Here is a 19095-nt window from a genome sequence, read left to right as displayed (position 1 = left end):
CTTTATATGCTCTTATATTATGGTCTATCCTGCTCTCGAATATCATTTATTGGAACAAAAACTTCAATATGGCGTTTTAAATTGTTAAATTCAGCAGGAATGTTCCCGCCGTACTCACCATCTAAATTTAATTGAACCACTTCATCCGATGTTACTTTTACATGGCTTGCTTTCGCATGAATAATATGTGGATCTTTAAAATGTTCCCCGCGAACCGCAAGAGATACAAGTTTAATGAAATCGGCAATATTACATTTCTTCAAAATGAACATTGAGAAATAGCCATCGTTAATACTTGAATTTGGTGATAATTTTTCAAATCCGCCTACAGAATTCGTTAAACCGATTAAAAACATCATCGCTTCATCTTCAAATACTTCTCCGTCGTATTCAATGCGCATTCTAGAAGCTTTAATAGAAGGAAGCATCTCGATTCCTTTTAAATAATAAGCAAGTTGTCCAATCATTGTTTTTAGTTTACTTGGCACTTCGTAGGTTAATTCTGTAATGCGACCTCCACCAGCTATATTGATAAAATAACGATCATTCACAGTACCTACATCAACCGGAATGCTGTCGCCTTTAATAATAATATCTACAGCCTGACTAATATCTCGTGGAATATGTACCGCACGTGCAAAGTCATTTGTTGTACCCATCGGTATTAACCCAATTTTCGGTCTCTCCTCAAAATCACTAACACCTGTAACAACTTCGTTTAATGTGCCATCACCACCTACAGCAATGATTACATCAAAATTACGTTCAACGGCTGCCTTTGCAGCAGTTGTTGCATCGCCCGCACAAGTAGTAGCATGACAAGAGACTTCGTAGCCAGCGACTTCTAATTTTTCTAGGACTTCCGGTAGATGCTTTTTAAAAACCTCCCTACCCGAAGTGGGGTTATAAATGATGCGTGCTCGTTTCATATCATTACCTTCTTTGCTCTACAATTTTCTAATTATGTTAACGGAAAAGTTCTTTGGAATGTTCCCAAATTGTACTAAAAGCTCAAAACAGGCTGTCTCAACAGCCATATTCATGACGTTTAGGCAGCCCTTTATTATTTGTATTGTGTGATTGCTACAAATTAATGTGGAGCCGTCCAATAGTGAAATACTTCCACTTCCATTATACAGAATCATACTTATTGTGCAAATGACGGTTTTATTTTAATGTGTTTGTAACAACTTTGCGGAAATCATCATATACCCAGCCCCAGAATTCTTCTTTTGATGCGTTCTCTTCTGTAATAGCTGCGAATAATTCCTTTTGCTTATCTGCAAATGTTGGATCATCTTGTGCTGGTAGTATGGCTTTTTTAGCTAGTACATATTCTTGTAATTGCGGTGCACGTGGACCCCATTTACCAATTACTTCCCCAGCTTCGCTTAAAATAATATAAACAGGAATTGAGCGACCGCCATTTGTTAAATATTGATCCATCAGCTCTAGGTTTTCGTCGCGATAAACACAGCGCATTTCTAAATTGGCTGCCTCTGCAATTTTGCGGATGATTGGGTTATTCATCATCGCATCACCACACCAGTCTTCTGTAATCGTTAATATATGTGGTTTTTCAGCCGCTAATAATGCTATGAATTCCGCATCCTGAGGTAGCTCATAGCTGTTATAAACTTTGAAACTATTATCCTTATGCGTTGTCATTTTATCCATGTACTCTTGAATCGAAATTGCCTTGTCAAAATATTGTTGTTCAGTTGTCATATGTAAAAACCTCCTTGAATGTAGTGTAATTGGTTTTTGGATTTTTGGCAAAGTTGTAAGCTTGAGTTTCATAGGTTTTGAGATGTCGCCATTACACTCGTTCGGTGTGGTTTTACGCTCAACTTTTGAGGTTTTACGCTCGTTCAGTTAGCATTTACGCTCACAATGGATTTTATCATCAAGCGGAAAGAAGCCATTTGAAAAAAGGTTGTGTTTAGAGATAATAAAGTTATTTAATTTTGCCGTAAAAAATCAAAGGGAGATACTACTTGTGAATGTAGTATCTCCTTTAAAGTTCTTTTAAAATATGTGTATCTAATATAAATTTAGCGAATAAAACGAATAATGTAGTTGTTTAATTCGAATTCGCATCTTTAAGTTAAGTCCCCCAATTCTAATTAGCTTTTTTTAGCAACTGTTGCTTATGTAAATAAATCGCACAGGACAATAAAGTAACTGCATAACCTGCACTTCTCCATTCGATAGAATTTTCTGTCATTAATGAGTAAAGAAACGCAAATCCTGAAATTATTGATAATAAATAAAAAATATTAATTAGTTTTTTCATCTCACATCTCCTCCTTTTTTTACTCTAGTTGAATAAAATCTCTACTTTTACTGCACATTAATTAGAAATATGTGGAACAGTTTTTTAGGTATTTGCTTTATATTTAGGCTCTGTTTAACTTGATTGTTGTTTTCTAAATTTAATACGCGGATTTTATTCTCAAATACGCTTAATTTTCGAGTAGCGAATAATCAATAATCGCCCCCATTTTTTACTTTACCGAGAGCCAAAGTATGGTCAAAAGCCCCTAAATCCAATTATTTTATAACCTTATTTCCTTTTTTATCAAAAAATATCAATTCAGAAGTAATCGCTTTATCTACTTCCTTTGGTAATTTGTCAGCAACGAGAATAATTTCTTCATTACTTATATCTACATCTTGAGTATGTGTTCCTTCTAAATTATTGATTTGGACAGTATGAATTACTAATTGAGGATTCGTTCCATATAATAACCCATAATTTCCTTTATTCGTTTCAATATCTTCATATTTAATTTTTGCTGAACCATGACCTGTATGAATTATTTTTAACTTATTAAATAACTTTTTCTCCAACTTTGCATATCCTACTTCACCTTCATTTATAGAAAAAACCGCAACAAATGTATCCGTTTTAACTATCTGTTGAATTTTTAATAGCTTAACTTTCAAATTACCTTCTGGACGATTGATAAATTTATTCAGCCCTTCTTCAATTTTTGTAGGCTCATTTTCTACGACAAATTCATTTGAATTCAAAATAATGAAATACCATGCAATTAATATGATTGCTATAAAAACAATACTAATTATATTTTTCATATTCAAGAATCCCCCCTTCTATGTTATGAGAATTGCCTTTTCTACACTAAGGCGACTTAAGTTTTTCTCTCATTATAAATTATCATTCTACAAATATCCCCAATTTCCTTGTTATGCTATCATCTTTCTTCAGCGCTGATTAGGGAAATATTAGGTTATTATTTACCGTTAAAGTGGTTTTTTTATAATCAATACTAATGTATGTTACTACATTTTTTAGTTGATTGTAGCGGAGGGTGCTCAACTCCTGCGAAAAATACAAGCGAAACCAGACCCTGCAAGGAGCGTAGCGAAGGAAGCGGCTCGGTGCAAAGCGAGCATCCCGTAGCGGATATCTATCAAGCTACCACTTTAGTAGTAATGGTTAAAATTAGTTAATCAACACCCTGATTTTTCTTAATGTAATCGTTTCGTTTATTGGGTATAAGCAACTTTCCATCGCAAATATTTAATGATGTCCTAATATTCCTTTATTTAGAAAAGTCAACATGACACCTTGTGGGCCAATTCCAATTTATTCAATCTTCATTTTCTAAATATTACCAGGCCATCTTCAATAAACATGAGGCATGTTGCTGGATTTGTTTGGTCCCAAGCCATTTGCTTCACCTACTCAGCCAAATGTAATTTGGTTTTGGAAGCAATTGAATGTGTCAATGCGAATAGTTGTACGTGATGAAATGATTTTAATAGATTTGTGATTTTTATCAAGAGCATACATGATGCCATCTGAGCTATTAAGTGTTTTCATATGAGTCCCTCTCTGCTTTTTCGCTACTATAACAAAAAAAGACTGCCCAGGCACGGATGCCCAAGCAGTCTTTGAAGTGTTAAATTAGCGTTTGTTGATTTCTTCAAGAAGGATTTTGTTAACCATTGGTGGGTTAGCTTGTCCTTTAGTAGCTTTCATGATTTGACCTACTAAGAAGCCAATTGCACGATCCTTACCGTTTTTGAAGTCATCGATAGATTGTTGGTTGTTATCCAATGTTTCTGAAACAATTTTAAGTAATGCACCTTCGTCAGAAATTTGAACAAGACCTTGATCTTTAACGATTTGTTCAGCAGAACCACCGTTTTCAATTAATTCTTTGAATACTTTTTTAGCGATTTTAGATGAAATTGTACCAGCTGAGATTAATTTCACCATACCAGCTAAGTTTTCAGGTGTTAAAGCAACATCTGAAAGTTCTTTTTGTTCAGCGTTTAAGTAAGCTGAAACTTCACCCATTAACCAGTTAGATGTAAGTTTAGCATCTGCGCCTTGTGCAACTGTTGCTTCAAAGAAGTCAGCAATTTCTTTAGAAAGAGTAAGAACGCCCGCATCATATGTTGATAAGCCTAGCTCTTCAACATAACGGATTTTACGTGCTGCTGGTAATTCAGGGATTTCGTCTTGTACGCGTTGTAACCAAGCGTCGTCGATTACGATATCTACTAAGTCTGGTTCTGGGAAGTAACGGTAATCATCCGCTCCCTCTTTCACACGCATAAGAATTGTTTTACCTGTTTTTTCATCAAAACGACGCGTTTCTTGTTCGATGACACCGCCAGCGTTTAATACTGCTGCTTGACGTTTTTCTTCATATTCAAGACCACGACGTACGAAGTTGAATGAGTTTAAGTTTTTCAATTCAGTTTTTGTACCAAATTCATCTCGGCCGTATGGACGGATTGAGATGTTAGCATCACAGCGAAGTGAGCCTTCTTCCATTTTACAGTCAGATACGCCTGTATATTGGATGATTGATTTGATTTGTTCTAGGTAAGCATAAGCTTCTTCTGGTGTACGAATATCTGGTTCAGATACGATTTCCACAAGTGGTGTACCTTGACGGTTGAAGTCAACTAGAGAGCTGTTTTTACCGTGTGTTAGTTTACCTGCATCTTCTTCCATATGAAGACGAGTAATACCGATACGTTTTTTCTCACCGTTTACTTCGATTTCAACCCAGCCATTTTTACCGATTGGTTTATCAAATTGCGAAATTTGGTAAGCTTTCGGATTATCAGGATAGAAATAGTTTTTACGGTCGAATTTTGTATGTTGTTCGATTTCCATATTAAGTGCTAAAGAAGCACGAATCGCGTAATCTACAACGTTTTTGTTTACAACTGGTAAAACACCTGGGTAGCCAAGGTCAATTACTGTTGTGTTTGTGTTTGGTTCTGCACCGAAGTGGTTTGGTGAACCAGAGAAGATTTTAGAGTTTGTTTTTAACTCTACGTGTACTTCTAAACCAATAACTGTTTCAAAGTTCATGTTATTTTACCTCCCAAATTTGAGGAGTTTCTTTGTGGAATTCAGATGCTTTTTCGAAAGCATCTGCCACGCGGTAAATTGTCGCTTCATCGAAGTAATTACCGATAATTTGTAAACCTAGTGGTAGACCATCTTCAAATCCACATGGGATTGAGATTGCTGGTACACCCGCTAAGTTAATAGGAATTGTTAAAATATCGTTAGCGTACATTGTCATTGGATCTTTAATATTTTCACCAATTTTGAATGCTGGTGTTGGTGTTGTAGGTCCAAGAATCACATCAAAATCTTCGAACACTTTATCAAAATCTGCTTTGATTAATGTACGAGTTTGTTGTGCTTTTTTGTAGTAAGCATCATAAGTACCTGAGCTTAAAGAGTAAGTTCCAAGCATGATACGACGTTTTACTTCATCGCCAAAGCCTTGAGCACGAGTTTCTTTATAAAGTTCTTCTAGGTTAGTAACGTTTTCAGCGCGGAAACCGTAACGGATACCGTCGAAACGAGATAAGTTTGAAGATGCTTCAGAAGAAGACAGGATGTAGTAAGCTGCTAAAGCGTATTTAGAGTGAGGTAGTGATACTTCTTCCCAAGTTGCGCCTAGAGATTCTAATACTTTTAGTGCATCAAGAACTGATTTACGTGCTGCTTCGCCAACACCCTCACCTAAATATTCTTTAGGTACAGCAATACGAAGACCTTTTACATCACCAGTAAGTGATTCTACAAAGCTTGGTACTTCAACGTTTGCTGAAGTTGAATCGTTAGCATCAACACCAGAAATTGCTTCAAGTAATAAAGCATTATCACGTACGTTACGAGTGATTGGTCCGATTTGGTCAAGTGAAGAAGCGAATGCTACTAAACCGAATCGAGATACGCGACCATACGTTGGTTTCATCCCTACAACACCACAGAATGCTGCTGGTTGACGGATTGAACCACCTGTATCAGAACCTAATGAGAATGGAACTTCCCCTGCTGCTACAGCTGCTGCTGAACCACCTGAAGATCCACCTGGTACGTTATTTAAGTTCCATGGATTATGAACTGTTTTGTAAGCAGAGTTTTCATTTGAAGAACCCATTGCGAACTCATCCATGTTCAATTTACCGATTGTTACCATGCCTGCTTCACGTAATTTATGGACAACTGTTGCATCATAAATTGGGTTGAAGCCTTCTAGAATTTTACTTGCACAAGTTGTTTCTAAACCTTCAGTGACGATATTATCTTTAACACCGATAGGTAGACCGTATAGTGGTCCTCTTTCTTCAAACGGTACTGCATCCATTTCTTTCGCTTGTGCAGTTGCTTTTTCTTCATTTAATGCTAAAAATGCGCCTACTTCGCCATCAATTGCAGCAACGCGTTTATAAGCTTCTTCTGTTAAGTCAGCGATTGAGATTTCTTTTGTTTTTAAAAGTTCTTGTAACTCTTGCGCTGATTTTGTAAACAATGTCATGCGTGGTCCCTCCTTACTGACTATTATTCTGTAATGATTGGTGGTACTTTAACTAAGCCGTTTTCTTGCTCTTTCACGTTTAACATCATAACTTCACGATCTAAACCTTTAACTGCAACGTCCTCACGTAGAACGTTTACAAGAGGTAAGACATGCGTTGTAGGTTCAACATTAGTAGTGTCTAGCTCATTAAGTTGCTCTGCAAATTTAGTAATTGCACCTAATTGTTGCGCAAACTTCTCAGCTTCCGCTTCAGTAATAGCTAGACGTGCTAAGTTAGCAACGTGCTTAACTTCTTCTTTTGAAATATTCGCCATTCTTCACACCTCCGAATTCAATAACCATACCGATAATAATATCATTTTTAGTAATATTTATGCAAGGCGCTTCTATCCACAAAAGCAGCTCCAAACGCTTGAAAATAAAGGCTTTTCTTTTCTTTATTCATAACCTTGCTGTACTCATACATAATCCATTATAGCTAAAAGGAATAGAGAAAATTGACTACTTTCAAATTATACATTTTATCGACACAAATAAGAATGATTTTCATGCTTTCTACAAAATTAAAGAGTGCGACATATAGGCCGCACCCTTTACGTGAAAAGCTAGTCGTTATAAATATGCACATCCGGCTTATCACTATTCGCTTCTTTCACTACCAATGCCTCTGGTCCATTGACAGAAGTAACGTTCACTTCTACTTTTAAACCTTTAGGGAATTGATCCATTACTTCTCCAGCCATGAATTGTGTGAAGCCAACAATTTCAGATGTACCATAAAATTTAATTGGGATATCAATTGTTAACTTTTTAATTTTATTATTTTGATAGAACCCTGTTCCGATTACATTTGTATAGTTAGTAAAATATTTATCAATATCTTGTTTGAAGTTTTTAAAGTACTGATTCATTTCACGATAGTTTTCTTTAATATCATTTGTTGGGAATAACACGTATTCCTCTTTAACCGATTGCCATTCTGACACTTTATTAGATCCCTCATCTACAATTCCGTAAGAGATATATGTGCCTGGAACGATGGAGCTACGACTTTGCTGTTTAAATAGCCCAACAACCATTGGAACGTTTTCTAGTCCCTCTTTTTGACGTAATCGTTGGATAACTTGAGCAGCAATTTTTTTCCCTTGTTCTGTTAAAGTCGGTTCAAGTATCGATTCTTCATAAGTTGCACCATAATCCTCTTTTTGATAATAATAAATAGAGTTAAGTGCTAAACCGATAGATACACCCGCAAGCTTCACTTTATTTTTATCTGTCTTTTCAAGATAATTTTGCTCTACGATATGAGCCAAATAGATTGGTGCCTTTGTAGCACGCTCAGTTGGCGACATTTTAGAACTAGTAGCAGGGTTTAGACCTTCATCTTTTTGAGAACTACGCTCTAGCCATGAAGATGCCGTATCTTTATCTAAATATTGTCCCTCTTGGAAGAAGTACTTGCTTGGATCGAAAGCATTTTTTGATAGGCGTAACAGTCCGCTTTCTGCTTCTGTTACATCATATTTTGAATAAATGTTTGAAACAATCAAACCTCTACTTGCACTTTCTTTATAAGGTAAAAGAGTACGGTAGTATTGGTCATCAATTTGCATATTAGGAATGATCGTTGCTTCTTCTTTGTCTTTTGCATCGCTTTGTACTACTTCCGTGTCATTCTTTAATGATGGAACGCAGCCTGCAAGCATTGCAACAACAATCATCGCCGGTATCCAGCGAAGTCGGTTCATTATCTTGAACTCCTTTACAAAGTTAATTCTTGAATAAGGCGGCTTTCATCCCAAACTTCAATGCCGAGTTGTTCAGCTTTAGCTAGTTTTGAACCTGCCTCTTCTCCGGCGATTACAAGGTCTGTCTTTTTACTAACACTCCCTGTAACTGTACCGCCTAACTGTTCTATTTTCTCTTTTGCATCATGACGTGTCAATTGTTCTAATTTACCGGTTAAAACAACCGTTTTACCTGAAAATACGCTTTCTGTGTCAGTTACATTTACTTTCTTACCTTTAAAGTCCATGTTTACACCTGCATCAGAAAGCCTTTGCAATAATGCTTGCACTTCTTCATTTTCGAAATACGACAATAATGATTCAGCCATCTTCTCACCGATATCATTTACATTGATGAGTTGACCTGTTGTAACTGTCATTAAGTTTTGAATGGAGCCAAATTCCTCCGACAATACGCGAGCTGCTTTTGCTCCAACATGACGAACACCTAAGCCAAATAATAAGCGTTCCATTGAATTTTCTTTCGATTTTTCAATAGCCGTTACTAATTTATTTGCTGACTTTTCGCCCATACGATCTAATTGCATTAGTTCCTCGACATTTAATTTATAGAGGTCTGATACATCTTTTACAAGCTCAGATTTTAATAATTGCCCTACCACTTTTTCCCCGCAGCCATCAATATTCATCGCATTCCGCGATACAAAATGTGCCATGCCTTCTGCCATTTGCGCGAAGCATTGTGGGTTCACACAACGTAGGGCTACTTCACCCTCTAAGCGGATAAGTTCACTTTCACATGCTGGGCAATGTGTCGGCATTTCAAATGGAACGGAATCTTCACTTCGCTGATCGAATAGCACGGAGACGACTTCAGGAATGATGTCACCAGCTTTGCGAATAATGACTTGGTCACCGATACGGATATCTTTTTCTCGAATCATATCCTCATTATGCAGTGTGGCACGCCCTACTGTTGTTCCTGCCACTAGCACTGGCTCAAGAATGGCTGTTGGTGTAACAACGCCTGTACGGCCAACTGTTAGATCAACGTCCAATACTTTAGTGACAACCTCTTCTGCAGGGAATTTATATGCAATGGACCAACGAGGACTTTTCGCTGTATAGCCTAGCTCCTCTTGTTGGTCATAGCGGTTTACTTTAATGACAATGCCATCAATTTCATATGGTAACTCTGGACGCTTTTCAGTCCATTCCTCAATATAAGCCATTACTTCTTTAATGTCTTTACATGCGCGGCGTTCACGATTTGTTTGGAATCCAAGCTTATCCATATAATCTAGTGCGTCACTATGGCCTGCCAAATTATATGCCTCTCCACTACCCCCGATTGCATAGATAAAGGTCGATAAATTACGACTTGCCGCAATTTTAGGGTCTAGCTGACGAAGTGATCCCGCCGCTGCATTGCGAGGATTTGCGAATAATTCTTCATCCTTTTCTGCACGCGCTTTGTTTAGATTCGTGAAGGAGCTTTTTGGCATATAACATTCACCACGAGCTTCAATTGACACAGACTCTTTTAAGCGGAGCGGTACAGAACGAACTGTTTTCAAGTTCTCTGTAATATCCTCACCAATTTGACCATCACCACGTGTTGAGCCTAAAACAAATAAGCCATTTTCGTAGCGCAATGAAATCGCTAAACCATCGATTTTCAACTCGCAAATGTAATTGAAGTTATCACCGATGATGGCACGTGCTTTTCGATCGAAGTCATTCAAATCTGCTTCGTTAAAAGCATTGGATAGACTAAGCATCGGATAGTTATGCGTGACCTTTTGGAACCCTTGTAATATGTTTCCTCCAACACGCTGAGTAGGAGAGTCTGGATAAATTAAATCCGGATTTTCTCCCTCAATTGCGATTAACTCTTTCAAATATTGATCATAAATTGCATCTGAAACGACCGGTTGATCCAACACATAATAGGCATGTCCATATTCATGAAGAAGCTTATTCAATTCAGCTACACGCTTTTCCATTTGAATTCTGTCCATTCATTTATTCCTCCGCAACTACGCCTATACTTTTTCAATAGGCGCAAATTTTGCTAATAATCGTTTAATACCTGTTGGGCTTGGGAATGCGATATCTAGCTCAACATTTTCACCTTCACCGCGGACACTAACAACTGTACCGACACCCCATTTTTTATGAGCTGCTTTATCCCCTGAAGCCCAACCAAGCTTTTCTCCACCAGATTGTTGATAAGCAGATTTTGACACAACTGTACGCGTTGTTGGCGCTTTTGTTGCAAAGCCTGAAGATCGCGTTGAACGCCCAGCACCACCACTAGCACTACTTTTGTTAGACGAAATATCTTCAATAATGTCACTATCAATTTCTTGAAGGAAACGTGATGGACTATTATAGCTACTGCGTCCAAAAATAGTACGCGTTTGCGCGCAAGTTAAGAATAATTTCTGCTCAGCACGTGTGACACCGACATACGCCAAACGACGCTCCTCTTCCATTTCATCCTCATCTTGTAATGAACGTGAATGTGGGAAAATATTTTCTTCCATACCGATGATGAAAACAACTGGGAATTCTAAACCTTTTGCCGAGTGCATTGTCATTAAGACGATGCTCCCTTTAGACTCGTCCTCTTTATCAAGTGAATCGATGTCTGCAATTAGTGCCAAGTCCGTTAAAAAGGCAACGAGCGTTTTATCATCACTTTGCGCTTCGAATGCTTTTGTAACTGTTAAAAATTCATCGATATTCTCTAAGCGACTTTCTGCTTCAATCGTTTTTTCAATTTGCAACATTTCACGGTAGCCTGATTTATCGAGCACTTGCTCAACTAACTCCGTCACAGATAAATACTCCTGCATTTGCGTAAAGCCAGAAATCATTGCATGGAATTTTGCTGCTGCATTTGTTGCTTTTGCAGGCAAGCCCATAAAATCAACTTCTCGTAATGCATCGAAAATAGAACGATCTTGCTCAAATGCAAATTGCGCCATACGATCAAATGAAGTTGCACCGATACTACGTTTTGGCTCGTTAATAATGCGCGCTAAAGATAAATCGTCATCATTGTTAGCAATTAAACGCAGGTAAGCTAGTAAATCCTTTATTTCTTTACGGTCATAGAACTTCGTGCCGCCGACGATTGTATAAGCCATATTCGATTTCACTAATACTTCTTCCATCGCGCGAGATTGTGCATTTGTACGGTAAAGAATCGAAAAATCATCGAGTGAGCGATTATCTTTTAACATCAAATCTTGAATTGTTTGTACGACGAATTGAGCTTCTTGTCTCTCATCATACGAACGATGAATAGCAATTTTCTCACCTTCAGCATTTTCCGTACGAAGTTCTTTAGGATAGCGGCTCGTGTTATTTTTTATGACGTCATTAGCTGCTTGAAGGATGCGTGCTGTAGAACGGTAATTTTGTTCTAGCATAATCGCTTTTGCCGTAGGGTAACTCTTTTCAAAAGATAAAATATTTTGGATATCGGCCCCGCGCCAACGATAAATAGATTGATCAGAGTCACCTACAACACAGATATTCTGGAATTTCTTCGCAAGCATTTGAACTAATTGATATTGAGAGTGGTTCGTATCTTGATATTCATCGACGTGAATATATTGGAAACGATTTTGATAATTCTCAAGTACTTCAGGCACCTGTTGGAATAAACGAATTGTCATCATAATCAAATCATCAAAATCTAATGATTGGTTTTTACGAAGGCGTTTTTGGTAGCCTTCATAGACATCTGCAACTGTTTTTTCATATGGATTCGTTGCGCTCACTTGCGCCTTATATGTTTCAATGTCAATGCATTCGTTTTTAGCTGAGCTAATTGCGTTTAGCATAGAGCGTGGATCATGACGTTTCGGGTCGATATTTAACTCTTTCAAGACGTTTTTAATCACCGTCAATTGGTCAGTTGTATCTAGAATTGAAAAGTTTTTATTGTAGCCAATGCGATCAATATCACGACGTAAAATCCGAACACACATCGAGTGGAATGTAGATACCCACATTTGTTGTCCTGTACCGTTTCCTAGTAGACCATCTATACGCTCTCTCATTTCACGTGCTGCTTTGTTCGTGAAAGTAAGGGCTAATATTTTCGAAGGATAGACCTTTTTCTCAATGACTAAATACGCGATACGATGAGTTAGTACGCGTGTTTTCCCTGAGCCTGCACCAGCCATTATAAGTAATGGCCCTTCAGTTGTTTTCACAGCTTCTGCTTGTTCAGGATTCATACCTTTTAATAAATTATTTGTTAACTGTTCCATAACGCACCACCTTTATACAATACAAACGTTTGTTCTTAATTATACTATAGTTTTATATTTCTTTCACTGCTTTTACCGTACTTAAAGCTGCTTTTAAATCGTCATAAATTACATTACCAATTACGACGGTATTTGCTAATTGGGACATTTCCTTCGCCTGCTCCGCGTTCTTAATACCTCCGCCGTAAAATAGACGTGTCTTTTCTAATACATTTTGCACGTCTTTCACTACATTAGGATTCCCATAAGTGCCGCTATATTCTAAATAAAAAATAGGTAAATTAAAAAGATTTTCAGCCATTCTAGCATAAGCAACAACGTCATCTGAGTCTAACTCCGTATTTGCCTCAGTCACTTTTGCAGCCTTACAATCTGAATTTAATATGCAATAGCCTTCAGCAAAAAGCTCGTCCCACATCATGATATCACCATATTCTTTAATTGCTTGGTGATGTAAGTCTTTTACCCATGCTGTGTTATTACTATTCAACACTGTTGGAATAAAGTAAAAATCGAAGCCTGGTGTGACTGATTCTAAATTAGAAATCTCTAGCACTACCGGCACTGTAAAGCGTCGAATTCTTACTAATAAATCTAAAACATTATCAATTGTCACATCATCCGTACCACCCACTATTACTGCATCTGTGCCAGATTCACATAGTTGCTCTAGCACTTCATCTGCCATAGGTTTTGCCGGATCAATTTTAAATACATGACGCCAATTTTGAAACTCCATTTTTACCCACCTATCTAAAATGTTAATATCTATTCAGCTTGGCCAAAGAGCTACCGAGCATTCTCTCTAATTACCAGTATACATTAGTCAAACAGACCCTCCATTCAAAATATGAAAGGAGAGATGGAGAATTTATTATAATCTTTATTTCACAAGAAAAAAACTGAACAGACATCTGCTCAGTCAGTTTCACTTATATTTGCTATACAACTTTTCAGCCTTTAGGTGCTAGAAAAGGTTTTTCGTCAGGATAAAGGCGACCAAGCATCTCATCATATGTATCGTTACCATAATCAAAGCAACGACGTACACGCGAAATTGTCGCTGTAGAAGCACCTGTTTCCTTTTTAATTGTTTCATACGTTTTTTTCAAGCGTAATAAATGCGCTACTTCAAAACGTTGTGCTAAAGATTGAATTTCAGTTATTGTACATAGATCATCAAAGAATTTATAGCATTCTTCAATATCATTCAATTCTAATACTGCTTTAAATAATTGGTCTGTTTGATGACCACGAATTTTCTCTATTTGCATGCTTCATTTCCCCCTTTCCTTCATTAAGGTTTATATGTGACCAATTTTGCTAATCCAGGATTGGAAGGTACGAAGTTTATCCATGACTTACCAGGCACTAGTTTGACAGGCTTATCGTCGGCATATGGTAACAATACGCCATCTACATTTCGCCATTTCACATCTAACTTTTGCCCTGCTTGAAAGACATAGCCACTTCCACCTGAAGCCAAGTCTAGCGCTTGACGCCCCTTTTGATCGACAGTACTATGATTGATTTCAAAAAATAAAACATTGGCAACTTGTACAGATTCATCATTCAATAGATCCTTCGTCACAACGCCACCAGATTGACGTTCATATAATTTACTGTCCTCGTTATATGTAAATGTGTTATGAAATTGCTCATCAGAGCCGTAACGAATATCAACTTTCGATATAACCTTGTCTATTTTAACATCTTCAACTGACTCATAAAAAGAGAAAGGTACTTTTTTCTGCAATTTTAATGCAGCATCAACTTTTTCTTCCCCTAATTTTACACTTTCCTCAGAAATATAGGAGTTATGGGGGGCTACGCGATCTGCTGAACGTTTAAATAACGAACCATCATATTGCATTCCATTAATATTATCCACAACACCTGTCGTCAACATCGATTTCGCTTCTGGACTATAGCCATGTGCAATATAAAATGCATCTAAGCCTTTTGCTAAGTCAACAAAATAATCTCTCGCACTTCTGACAGGTCCGATATTTTCTGGTAATTCACTTTGGAATACCGCAAGTATACGTGTAATATTTCCTTCTGCAACCATTTCATAAATAAGATCTGCCGAAGTTAAACCTGATTGCGGACGTGCTTGTGGTTGATTGTTAATCGTCACCATTACAGGGCGCATCGTAGGTTTTTTATCCACTTCTACTCCAGTAAACGGTGTGATATATGTTTTTTTCTCTACTTCGGCTGGTACTTCTGCTGTTGCTGGTTCCTTCTTTTCTTCTTCTTTTTCTTTCTCTTTTGAACATCCCACTATTAATGCGGCAAGCACTAGTAGCATTACAATAATTAATTTCCTCTTCAAAAGGTTTCCTCCTATCTCATAACTGACGGGAATAGAACGGTTTTCTTCATGACATCAAAAATACCGCGTTGTGTAATTCGAATATAAGGCAAGTGAGTAGATTGTAAAAATAGCAAAGTATAAATAGCATCTCCAAGATGATAGCCACGTTCCTGCAACTTTTTCTTGAGTGCTAATTCCTGCTCTATTAATAGTTCTACAGGCTCAGCCGATAATCCTCCTCCAATTGATAGTGGTAAGCTTTCTACAACTAGTCCGTTTTCAACGATTACGATACCGCCGTTCATTTTCTTCATTTCATTGAAGGCCACTAACATATCTTTCGTATTTTTTCCGATTAAAATTATATCGCCAGTACTAGAATATGAGGATGCAAAACCTTGTAGATGAGTAGCAAAACCTTTTAATAGCGTGTTTACACGCCATTTCCCCTTTTTATCAATCAACATTAAATAACATTCATCATGATCCGTGCTAAGTTTACCTTCATTTGTATGAACTGATACGCTGTAAGGCTTAGTAATAACATCGTTTAATAATTGAATCCCAAATGGCATTGAAAATTGGAAGTCATCATCCGTTAGATCAAAATCTAAATCTAGTGAATCAATTGCTGACCAATCGATTGCTGGTAGAGCGTATACTTTTTCATTGTCACGCTTTAACCAAACTCCTTTTGATAACACACTAACCGGCACTGGGTTAAATTCATTTTCTAAAATATTCAATGTAGCAAAGCGGCCAGTTGCAATTAGTCCGTGCAAATTGGTCATATTATAATAGCGCGCGACATTGTAAGAAGCCATCTGATATGCATCGATTGGTGCTACTCCTGCATCCAGTGCAACTTGAATACATTTGTCCATCACACCATCTATATAGAATGAAGGTGTTGCACCATCTGTTGTCATCATTAAATGATCAAAAATATTCAAACCCTTTTCAACGATGTCTTTTAATAAAATAGGTAAATCTGGACGGATTGATGAGTGACGTAATGTCACAGCATAACCATGCAAAATACGATTTTCCACTTCTTCTAAAGTCATCGATTCATGATCACTATCTGCGCCAAATAATTTCATACGTGCCAATGTTCTTTCAGAGGCACCTGGCAAATGCGCTTCAATTTTCTTGCCATGTGCTTTTGCAAGTTGCAACCAATAAAGCATTTGGTCATCACCAGCAAGTAACCTTGGCCAGCCTGTTAACTCTCCGCCTAAAATAACATCTGAACGTTCAAGCCAATCACTGATAGCTGTCGTCATAAATAAATCATGCTCATTTTCAAGTTCTGTTTGCGAATCAAATCGTGCCCACCAATAAAATGCAAATGGGAGCTGTTTTAATTGATCTAAAATTGAAAACGCTTTCTTGTTTTTTAATAATAAAAATAACATTAAGTTGTCGGATAGAAATGTTGTTGTTCCAAGTTGAGCCGCATAATCTGCAAATGTTTGGGGATTATAAAGCTGAAATGGATGAACATGCGGTTCAATATAACCTGGAACAATCGTCTGTCCCTTAGCATCAACAATCTCTGTTGCCGTTGTATTTGTTGGCATTTTAGGACCCGCATATACAATACGATCTTTTGCGATCCAAATATTCCCCTGGATCCATTGTTTGTATACACCATGTAAATAACGTGCGTTTTTAATAACTAAATTAGGTGCTTCTTTACCATCAATGATGGCAATTTGCTGACGGATTTGCCCGATTTTCCACGAGGGTTCTTGCATTACATCCATCTCCTTTCTTTCTTCTTTCATATTTTCATGCTCGTTAAATGGTTTTTTAGTTTATGTAAAAAATAGGATTTGATTCTTATTTCGCATCACTAAATTATCGTATCACAGCACTTTAGGAAATCAAAGTTTTTCGTTGTTTAATTATGGGAAAATTTATTTAGGAGGGTGACTTTATTGACTCAATCAGAAAACTTAAGTACGAAAAATGCTTTTATGCGACTAACCTGTGGTGTGGGTATGACCGCATTTGGTATTGGCAGAATTTCGCGCAATCCTAATTGTACTAGAGGTCGGATGATGATTATTTTCGGTGCAATGAAAACAGCTGAAGGTATACTAAAATATTGTCCAACAAAGGCAATGATGAGCTCTACCATGCAAAGTGCGGTCGATAGCTCTATGACTAGCGCATTTGGTGGCCAAGCTGCAAGCATCATCCCTAATATTGATCAACTGATGAAGGATTTTGCTGGCGGGAATATGAATAGCAAAAACAGTGATTCACAAAACAGTGATTCTAAAAATCAGTCCAATGATCAAAAAAAGAACAATAATAACAGTCAAGCTAGTTCATCTACTACGTAAAACCCATATGAACAAAAAGCTGTCCGATATTTTTTATCGGACAGTTTTTCATTTTACTTCATCGTGCGCCAGCCTATATCAGTACGATAAAAAAATCTATCCCAAGTATCTTTAGATAGACCTTTATATACTTTTTTTTGTGCTTCCTTCAATGTTGCAGCCTTCGTAGCAACTAGTAGTACGCGGCCACCGTTTCCTACAAAGTCTTCTCCTGCAAGTTTTGTACCCGCATGGAAAACATCAAATTCTGCTGATAATTTTTCTAGTGACGGTAATTTAGCACCTTTTTGTACATCGCCAGGATATCCTTCTGAAGCAATTACGACACCTAGCATTACATCTTCTGACCATTCCAAAGTGTACGGCTGTTCATTCATTAACGCCATCATAAATTCACCAAAATCAGAAGCCATACGTGGTAGTACAACTTGTGTCTCAGGATCACCAAAGCGTGCATTAAATTCAATTACTTTAGGGCCCTCTGCCGTTAAAATAAGCCCTGCGTATAAAATCCCTGTGAAAGATGAACCTTCAGCTGTCATCGCTTTAACAGTGGGTTCTACCACTTCATCATATGAACGCTTTACTACTGTTTCAGAAATTTGAGGTACTGGAGAATAAGCACCCATTCCACCTGTATTTGGACCTTTATCGCCATCATATGCACGTTTATGATCTTGTGCAATAACCATCGGATAAATTTGACCATTATGTACAAATGACATATAAGAGAACTCTTCCCCATCAAGGAATTCCTCAATCACAACACGAGAAGAAGAATCCCCAAAGCGTTGATTGCCAATCATGTCTTCGATACCTTCAATCGCTTCTTCTTCCGTCATCGCAACGATTACACCTTTACCTGCCGCAAGACCATCTGCTTTCACAACGATTGGAGCACCCATTTTTTGTACGTATGCAATTGCAGCTTCTGCTTCAGTAAATGTTGCAGAAGCGGCTGTTGGTATATTGTATTTTTGCATTAGTTCTTTTGCAAAGGATTTACTACCTTCAATTTTAGCTGCAGCCTTAGTTGGGCCAAAAATGCGTAAACCCGCTTCATTAAAAGCATCCACGATACCAGCTACTAAAGGTTGTTCAGGTCCGACAAATGTTAAGTCGATTGACTGCTCTTTAGCAAAATCTATAAGTTCTGCAAAGTTGAAAGCGTCAATTGCGACACACTCTACATCATTTTTCATACCATCATTACCTGGTGCAACAAATACATTCTCAACTGATGGTGCATTTGCAAATTGTTTGGCAATTGCATGCTCGCGACCACCACTACCAATGACTAGTACTTTCATTGAAAGAATCCTCCTATTTATAAACTAACGGAACACGCCGATGCTCGCTTGGTGTGTTCCGGGTTTAGTGTTGTTTATTTATTAGATGAGTTGCCATGCTCGAATTAACCAATTCTATGCTCGTAATTCGGTACCCTATGCTCATTTAGGCTACTTTTACTAATAATGACCTTTGACACGATGTCGCGCACTTAGGTGGCCTTCCTTAATCAAGATATCCAGCTTCAGCGGCCAGCCCCTCGAG

The 19095-nt window shown here is 37.6% G+C and carries 17 protein-coding genes; 1 reads left to right on the top strand and 16 read right to left on the bottom strand.

Features of this window, described 5'->3' with window-relative positions; genetic code table 11:
- Positions 1-17: 17 nt before the first annotated feature.
- The 15 genes from JFL43_RS12925 to JFL43_RS12855 all read right to left on the bottom strand — a co-directional run bounded on the left by JFL43_RS12925 (position 18) and on the right by JFL43_RS12855 (position 16947).
- Positions 18-929: a diacylglycerol kinase gene (locus JFL43_RS12925; protein ID WP_200749358.1), complete on the bottom strand. Its 912-nt coding sequence runs from the start codon at positions 927-929 to the stop codon at positions 18-20.
- Between the two features lie 238 nt (positions 930-1167).
- Positions 1168-1728 carry a thioredoxin family protein gene (locus JFL43_RS12920; protein ID WP_200749357.1) on the bottom strand — a complete coding sequence of 187 codons (561 nt, stop codon included), beginning with the start codon at positions 1726-1728 and terminating at the stop codon, positions 1168-1170.
- 394 nt (positions 1729-2122) lie between these two features.
- Entirely contained in the window at positions 2123-2296 is a 174-nt protein-coding gene (locus JFL43_RS12915; RefSeq protein WP_200749356.1) for a hypothetical protein, read from the bottom strand.
- Positions 2297-2553: 257 nt separating this feature from the next.
- Complete coding sequence (locus JFL43_RS12910) at positions 2554-3099, bottom strand: hypothetical protein (RefSeq protein ID WP_200749355.1); 546 nt, start codon at positions 3097-3099, stop codon at positions 2554-2556.
- A 613-nt stretch (positions 3100-3712) separates the two neighbouring features.
- Positions 3713-3850, bottom strand: a complete 138-nt coding sequence (locus JFL43_RS12905) for a hypothetical protein (protein WP_200749354.1) — start codon at positions 3848-3850, stop codon at positions 3713-3715.
- Between the two features lie 84 nt (positions 3851-3934).
- On the bottom strand, positions 3935-5362 hold the full coding sequence (gene gatB / locus JFL43_RS12900; protein WP_100795793.1) for an Asp-tRNA(Asn)/Glu-tRNA(Gln) amidotransferase subunit GatB: 1428 nt from the start codon (positions 5360-5362) through the stop codon (positions 3935-3937).
- Position 5363: 1 nt separating this feature from the next.
- Entirely contained in the window at positions 5364-6827 is a 1464-nt protein-coding gene (gatA, locus tag JFL43_RS12895) for an Asp-tRNA(Asn)/Glu-tRNA(Gln) amidotransferase subunit GatA (protein WP_100795792.1), read from the bottom strand.
- 23 nt (positions 6828-6850) lie between these two features.
- Positions 6851-7144, bottom strand: a complete 294-nt coding sequence (gene gatC / locus JFL43_RS12890) for an Asp-tRNA(Asn)/Glu-tRNA(Gln) amidotransferase subunit GatC (RefSeq protein WP_100795791.1) — start codon at positions 7142-7144, stop codon at positions 6851-6853.
- A 291-nt stretch (positions 7145-7435) separates the two neighbouring features.
- Positions 7436-8578, bottom strand: coding sequence for a CamS family sex pheromone protein (locus JFL43_RS12885; RefSeq protein ID WP_200749353.1), 1143 nt, complete (start codon positions 8576-8578; stop codon positions 7436-7438).
- A 14-nt stretch (positions 8579-8592) separates the two neighbouring features.
- On the bottom strand, positions 8593-10599 hold the full coding sequence (gene ligA, locus JFL43_RS12880; RefSeq protein WP_200749352.1) for an NAD-dependent DNA ligase LigA: 2007 nt from the start codon (positions 10597-10599) through the stop codon (positions 8593-8595).
- A gap of 24 nt (positions 10600-10623) precedes the next feature.
- Positions 10624-12867: a DNA helicase PcrA gene (gene pcrA / locus JFL43_RS12875; protein ID WP_200749351.1), complete on the bottom strand. Its 2244-nt coding sequence runs from the start codon at positions 12865-12867 to the stop codon at positions 10624-10626.
- Between the two features lie 52 nt (positions 12868-12919).
- A complete protein-coding gene (gene pcrB / locus JFL43_RS12870; protein ID WP_100795787.1) occupies positions 12920-13606 on the bottom strand; it encodes a heptaprenylglyceryl phosphate synthase in 687 nt (228 codons plus the stop codon).
- A gap of 214 nt (positions 13607-13820) precedes the next feature.
- Complete coding sequence (locus JFL43_RS12865; RefSeq protein WP_200749350.1) at positions 13821-14141, bottom strand: YerC/YecD family TrpR-related protein; 321 nt, start codon at positions 14139-14141, stop codon at positions 13821-13823.
- A gap of 23 nt (positions 14142-14164) precedes the next feature.
- Positions 14165-15205, bottom strand: coding sequence for a DUF3048 domain-containing protein (locus JFL43_RS12860; RefSeq protein WP_234447769.1), 1041 nt, complete (start codon positions 15203-15205; stop codon positions 14165-14167).
- A gap of 11 nt (positions 15206-15216) precedes the next feature.
- On the bottom strand, positions 15217-16947 hold the full coding sequence (locus JFL43_RS12855) for an adenine deaminase C-terminal domain-containing protein (RefSeq protein ID WP_200749405.1): 1731 nt from the start codon (positions 16945-16947) through the stop codon (positions 15217-15219).
- Between the two features lie 174 nt (positions 16948-17121).
- Here JFL43_RS12855 and JFL43_RS12850 point away from each other — a divergent pair, with 174 nt between their 5' ends.
- Positions 17122-17541, top strand: coding sequence for a YgaP family membrane protein (locus tag JFL43_RS12850; protein ID WP_407701980.1), 420 nt, complete (start codon positions 17122-17124; stop codon positions 17539-17541).
- Between the two features lie 53 nt (positions 17542-17594).
- Here JFL43_RS12850 and purD read toward each other — a convergent pair whose 3' ends face one another.
- Positions 17595-18851, bottom strand: coding sequence for a phosphoribosylamine--glycine ligase (gene purD / locus JFL43_RS12845; protein WP_200749349.1), 1257 nt, complete (start codon positions 18849-18851; stop codon positions 17595-17597).
- Positions 18852-19095 lie beyond the last annotated feature (244 nt).

The sequence above is a fragment of the Viridibacillus soli genome (assembly GCF_016612995.1).
GTDB lineage: Bacteria > Bacillota > Bacilli > Bacillales_A > Planococcaceae > Viridibacillus > Viridibacillus soli.
Note: the sequence above shows the minus strand (reverse complement) of the source record. Positions and strands in the feature narration are given on the sequence as shown.

What these genes read in the sequence shown, in the direction of transcription:
- JFL43_RS12865 (WP_200749350.1), bottom strand. Translation starts at nt 14,141, where the DNA reads ATGCAAATAGAGAAAATTCGTGGTCATCAAACAGACCAATTATTTAAA.
- gatC (WP_100795791.1), bottom strand. Translation starts at nt 7,144, where the DNA reads ATGGCGAATATTTCAAAAGAAGAAGTTAAGCACGTTGCTAACTTAGCA.
- gatB (WP_100795793.1), bottom strand. Translation starts at nt 5,362, where the DNA reads ATGAACTTTGAAACAGTTATTGGTTTAGAAGTACACGTAGAGTTAAAA.
- JFL43_RS12920 (WP_200749357.1), bottom strand. Translation starts at nt 1,728, where the DNA reads ATGACAACTGAACAACAATATTTTGACAAGGCAATTTCGATTCAAGAG.
- JFL43_RS12925 (WP_200749358.1), bottom strand. Translation starts at nt 929, where the DNA reads ATGAAACGAGCACGCATCATTTATAACCCCACTTCGGGTAGGGAGGTT.
- pcrA (WP_200749351.1), bottom strand. Translation starts at nt 12,867, where the DNA reads ATGGAACAGTTAACAAATAATTTATTAAAAGGTATGAATCCTGAACAA.
- JFL43_RS12905 (WP_200749354.1), bottom strand. Translation starts at nt 3,850, where the DNA reads ATGAAAACACTTAATAGCTCAGATGGCATCATGTATGCTCTTGATAAA.
- JFL43_RS12855 (WP_200749405.1), bottom strand. Translation starts at nt 16,947, where the DNA reads ATGCAAGAACCCTCGTGGAAAATCGGGCAAATCCGTCAGCAAATTGCC.
- purD (WP_200749349.1), bottom strand. Translation starts at nt 18,851, where the DNA reads ATGAAAGTACTAGTCATTGGTAGTGGTGGTCGCGAGCATGCAATTGCC.
- ligA (WP_200749352.1), bottom strand. Translation starts at nt 10,599, where the DNA reads ATGGACAGAATTCAAATGGAAAAGCGTGTAGCTGAATTGAATAAGCTT.
- pcrB (WP_100795787.1), bottom strand. Translation starts at nt 13,606, where the DNA reads ATGGAGTTTCAAAATTGGCGTCATGTATTTAAAATTGATCCGGCAAAA.
- gatA (WP_100795792.1), bottom strand. Translation starts at nt 6,827, where the DNA reads ATGACATTGTTTACAAAATCAGCGCAAGAGTTACAAGAACTTTTAAAA.
- JFL43_RS12915 (WP_200749356.1), bottom strand. Translation starts at nt 2,296, where the DNA reads ATGAAAAAACTAATTAATATTTTTTATTTATTATCAATAATTTCAGGA.
- JFL43_RS12910 (WP_200749355.1), bottom strand. Translation starts at nt 3,099, where the DNA reads ATGAAAAATATAATTAGTATTGTTTTTATAGCAATCATATTAATTGCA.
- JFL43_RS12885 (WP_200749353.1), bottom strand. Translation starts at nt 8,578, where the DNA reads ATGAACCGACTTCGCTGGATACCGGCGATGATTGTTGTTGCAATGCTT.